General features: G+C 68.0%; 5 protein-coding genes. 1 reads left to right on the top strand and 4 read right to left on the bottom strand.

Annotation, left to right across the window (positions count from 1 at the left end; all coding sequences use genetic code 11):
- From FKP22_RS22735 to FKP22_RS22750, 4 genes are all read right to left on the bottom strand, one after another.
- The coding region (locus tag FKP22_RS22735; RefSeq protein ID WP_141289956.1) for an amidohydrolase at window positions 1-1,665 on the bottom strand (1,665 nt) is incomplete at its 3' end.
- Window positions 1,658-1,951 (bottom strand): XapX domain-containing protein, encoded by a 294-nt coding sequence (locus FKP22_RS22740; RefSeq protein ID WP_141289957.1) that lies wholly within the window; start codon window positions 1,949-1,951, stop codon window positions 1,658-1,660. The genes FKP22_RS22740 and FKP22_RS22735, both read right to left, overlap by 8 nt.
- A 112-nt stretch (window positions 1,952-2,063) precedes the next feature.
- Window positions 2,064-2,717 (bottom strand): hydrolase, encoded by a 654-nt coding sequence (locus tag FKP22_RS22745; protein ID WP_141289958.1) that lies wholly within the window; start codon window positions 2,715-2,717, stop codon window positions 2,064-2,066.
- A 147-nt stretch (window positions 2,718-2,864) separates the two neighbouring features.
- The gene (locus FKP22_RS22750; RefSeq protein WP_141289959.1) at window positions 2,865-3,377 is read right to left on the bottom strand and encodes a DUF2306 domain-containing protein; all 513 of its coding nucleotides are present in this window, start codon (window positions 3,375-3,377) and stop codon (window positions 2,865-2,867) included.
- Window positions 3,378-3,717: 340 nt separating this feature from the next.
- Between FKP22_RS22750 and FKP22_RS34400 the strand changes: the two genes are divergently transcribed.
- Window positions 3,718-4,234 (top strand): septal ring lytic transglycosylase RlpA family protein (locus FKP22_RS34400; RefSeq protein WP_375140610.1); only part of this gene is annotated, 517 nt, incomplete at its 3' end.

Genomic DNA, 4,234 nt, shown 5'->3' on the forward strand with positions numbered 1-4,234 from the left:
CATGGGCAGCGGTGGCGCGCTGTCGTCATGCACGGCGAAGTCGCCCGCACCCCAGACCACCTTGCCGCCGACGACGGTCAGGAGCGCACTGGTGTCGGCGATCTCGCTTTCTGCGCAGGCGAAGAAGTCGCGGTCCGGCACCACCAGGTCGGCCAGCTGGCCTTGCTCGATGCGGCCCTTCTTGCCGACCTCGTTGGAAAACCAGGTCACGTTTTCGGTCCACATGCGCAGGGCCGTCTCGCGGTCCAGGCAGTTGCGCTGCGGCGTGAGCTGCATGCCGCCCACGGTCTTGCCGGTGATCAGCCACGACAGCGAGACCCAGGGGTTGTACGAGGCGACGCGGGTGGCGTCGGTGCCCGCCGAAACCTTCATGCCCTTTTCCAGCATCTTGGCGACCGGCGGCGTGGCCTCGGCCGCGCCATGGCCGTAGCGTTCGACGAAATACTCGCCCTGGTAGGCCATGCGGTGCTGCACCGCGACGCCGCCACCGAGGGCCGCGATGCGGTCCATGGACTGCTCGGAGATGGTCTCGGCATGGTCGAAGAACCAGTTCAGGCCGGCCAGCGGAATGTCCTGGTTCACGCGCTCGAACACGTCCAGCGCGCGGCTGATGGTTTCGTCGTAGGTGGCGTGCATGCGCCAGGGCCAGCGGTTCTGCGCCAGGATGCGCACGACGCCGTCCAGGTCGTCTTCCATGTTGGCCGGCATGTCCGGCCGCGGCTGGCGGAAGTCCTCGAAGTCGGCCGCGGAGAACACCAGCATTTCGCCGGCGCCGTTGTGGCGGAAGTAGTCGTCGCCCTGCTTGTACTGCGAGCTGGCGGTCCAGCGCAGGAAGTCGTCCTTCTCCTGCTTGGGCTTTTGCGTGAACAGGTTGTAGGCCAGGCGGATGGTCAGCTGCCCGTCCTTGGCCAGCTGCTCGATGACTTCGTAGTCCTCGGGGTAGTTCTGGAAGCCGCCGCCGGCGTCGATCGCGCCGGTCACGCCCAGGCGGTTCAGCTCGCGCATGAAGTGGCGGGTCGAGTTCAGCTGGTAGTCGAGCGGCAGCTTCGGGCCTTTGGCCAAGGTCGCGTAGAGGATGTTGGCGTTGGGCTTGGCCAGCAGCAGCCCGGTGGGGTTGCCGGCGCTGTCGCGCAGGATCTGGCCGCCCGGTGGTTCGGGCGTGTCCTTGGTATAGCCGACGGCGCGCAGCGCGGCGCCGTTGAGCAGCGCGCGGTCATAGAGGTGCAGGATGAAGACGGGCGTGTCGGGCGCCACCGCGTTCAGCTCTTCCAGCGTCGGCAGGCGCTTCTCGGCGAACTGGTGCTCGCTGAAGCCGCCCACCACGCGCACCCACTGCGGTGCGGGGGTGTTGGCGACCTGGGCCTTGAGCATGGCCATGGCGTCGGCGAGGCTCTTCACGCCGTCCCAGCGCAGTTCGAGGTTGAAATTCAGCCCGCCGCGGATGATGTGCAGGTGGTTGTCGATCAGGCCAGGCAGCACACGCTTGCCGCGCAGGTCGATGACCTTGGTCTGCGGGCCGGCCAGCGGCATGACCTCATGGTCCTGGCCCACGCGCAGGAAGCGGCCGTCCTTGATGGCCACCGCGCTGGCGGTCGGCTGGGCGCGGTTCAGCGTGGTGAACAGGCCGCGGTGCAGGATCAGGTCGGGAGTGAGGTTCTCAGCCATGCGGATTGCCTTCGGCAGGTGATTGGACAGGGGTGGCGGCCTGGGCCGAAGCGCAGCGCGGCAGCTCGCCGAACATGTGCGGCTTGACCTGGTGCTGCAGCCACGAGACCGGCGCCGAATCGGTCTGCAGAACCTTCTTGACCAGCGGCGGCAACTGCTCCCCCACCAGGATGCCCAGCAGCCCGACCAGCGCGATCACCGGCGGCGCTGGCGAGCGCACATTGAACAAGGCGTAGATCACGCCCACCAGCAGCCCAAGGGCCGCGGAGACAAGGTAGGGTTTCATGCGAGCAGCTGCAACGTTGAGACGGTGTTAACCCAGCGAAGACCGCGGATCCGGCTTCGCCGGTCCGCTGGTCTTGCCCCTAGAGGGGCGCGCGAGCGCGTAGGGGTGGTCCTTAACCCTCATGCGCGCCGAACATGGTCTTGGCGTAGATCACGCCGAGACCGTAGGCGCCGCCGAATTTCTTGGCGATGCCGGTGGTCAGCTCGTAGGTTTCGCCGCGGGCCCAGTCGCGCTGCAGCTCCAGCATGTATTGCAGCGAGGTCATCGGGCGGGCGCCGGCCTGGATCATGCGTTCGACGGCACGCTCGTGCGCTTCGGTTGAGACGTCGCCACAGGCATCGGTGATCACGTAGACCTCGTAACCCTGGGCGATGGCCGACAGGGCCGGGCCGACGATGCAGACCGAGGTCCACAGGCCGGCGAGCACCAGGCGGTCCTTGCCGATGGCGTTCAGCGTCTTGATGACGGCCGCGTCCTCCCAGGTGTTCATGGAGGTGCGGTCCAGCATCTCCTGGCCCGGGAAGGCGGCGGCGATCTCGTCGAACATCGGGCCCGAGAAACTCTTTTCGGCGACCGTGGTCAGCACCGTGGGCACCTTGAAGCCGGCGGCGGCGTTGGCGATCAGCGCGGCATTGGTGCGCAGCACGATCGCGTCGATGGACTTGGTGGCAAAGGCCATCTGCGACTGGAAGTCGATCATGACCAGCACGTGGTCGGTCGGGCTCAGCAGCAGCGGGCCGGGGGTGGGGGTGGCGGTGATGGACATGGCGTGACCTTTCAGAGGCGTTGAGCGGGGGTGTGGCCCGGGTTCCGCCGAACGGCGCGGCACTCCCTGGGCTTGCGCTCAGTCTCCGGCGGTCACGCCGGCATCGCATCATCCGCATGGACAGGGTGACGCTATCCCGATGAGGGCTCAGGCCAGCTTGCCGAGCACGGAAGCGTTGCCTGACGCCGCGCGCAGCCGGCGCACCTGCAGCGTGGCAATCACCAGGAAGGCCAGGAAAAACACGCCCACCACTTTTTGCAGGCCGGGGTCGTCCGGGCTGCTGAAGACTGGCGAGCCGGCCGGCAGCCGGGTGAAGGTCTCGGTCAGGCCGGGCACGAAGTGGAAGAACAGCGTCAGCGAATAGCTGATGGTCTCGACGTAGCGGCTGCTGCGGCCCAGCAGCGTGGTACGGCCGGCCACCGTGGCCAGTGCCAGCACCAGCAGCGTGATGATGCCCAGTGCATGCGGCTTCCCGAAGCCGCCGTGCTGGAAGATGAAAAAGCCGGTCAGGCAGGTGAAGATGGTGGTCCAGAGGTAGGTCTGGCCCAGGCCGGTGCGCGGCGAGATCTCGCGGTCCCGGGCCAGCGCCCAGACGCCGGTCACCAGCGCGACCAGGCTGATGGCGGTGTGGACAACGCCGATGGAAGTCAGTCCAAACATGGGGTGCTCCTGTGGAAGGGGATGAAAAAGGGGCGCGGCCCAGCATGCGAGCCACGCCCGCCGTTGCCAATCCCCTGCACTGGCGATCTTGCGGGCGCAGGCGCGGCCCGCCATGCCGCCGCGGGAGGGGGTCTGTCTAGGCCAAAAGGAGGGGGGTGCGCCGGCTGACAAGCCCTGAAACAGGCAGGATGGCGTGGCGCGGCAGAATGCAAGCCCACGCGGCGGCCCGCCGGGCCTGCCTCCGCGTCCAACCTTGTCCGGGAGCACCATCGGTTTGTCCTCTGCGCTGGCTGCCTCGCCTTGTCGCCGCCTTGTTGCCTGGTTGTGCGCCGGCTTGCTGGTGTTGCTGGCCGCCTGCACGACCACGCAAACCGCGACCATGGGTACGGGCAACGGGCCGGACGGTCCGCCGCCGGCCGGCAGCGGGCCTGACCCGCAGCAGGTGCCCGACGCGGTGCCCAAGATCGAGCCCATCGTCAGCGGTGGGCCGAACAAGCCTTACGAGGCGCTGGGCCGCAACTACACGCCGGTGACCCGCGACGAGCCGCTGGCCGAGCGCGGCCTGGCCTCCTGGTACGGCAAGCGCTTCCACGGCCGGCGCACCGCCAGCGGCGAGCTGTACAACATGTACGCGATGACCGCGGCGCACCGCACCATGCCGATTCCCAGCTACGCCCGGGTGCGCAACCCGGTGAATGGCCGCGAGATCATCGTGCGTATCAACGACCGCGGGCCGTTCTCGAAAGACCGGGTGATCGACCTGTCTTGGACGGCCGCCGTGAAGCTGGGCGTGCAGGGCGGCGTGTCGGCGGTGGAGGTCACGCGGCTGACGAACGATGACATCCGCGCCGGCGTCT

It is taken from the genome of Ideonella azotifigens (assembly GCF_006519715.1).
In the GTDB taxonomy this organism is placed as follows: domain Bacteria; phylum Pseudomonadota; class Gammaproteobacteria; order Burkholderiales; family Burkholderiaceae_C; genus Ideonella; species Ideonella azotifigens.

What these genes read in the sequence shown, in the direction of transcription:
- FKP22_RS22740 (WP_141289957.1), bottom strand. Translation starts at nt 1,951, where the DNA reads ATGAAACCCTACCTTGTCTCCGCGGCCCTTGGGCTGCTGGTGGGCGTG.
- FKP22_RS22745 (WP_141289958.1), bottom strand. Translation starts at nt 2,717, where the DNA reads ATGTCCATCACCGCCACCCCCACCCCCGGCCCGCTGCTGCTGAGCCCG.
- FKP22_RS22750 (WP_141289959.1), bottom strand. Translation starts at nt 3,377, where the DNA reads ATGTTTGGACTGACTTCCATCGGCGTTGTCCACACCGCCATCAGCCTG.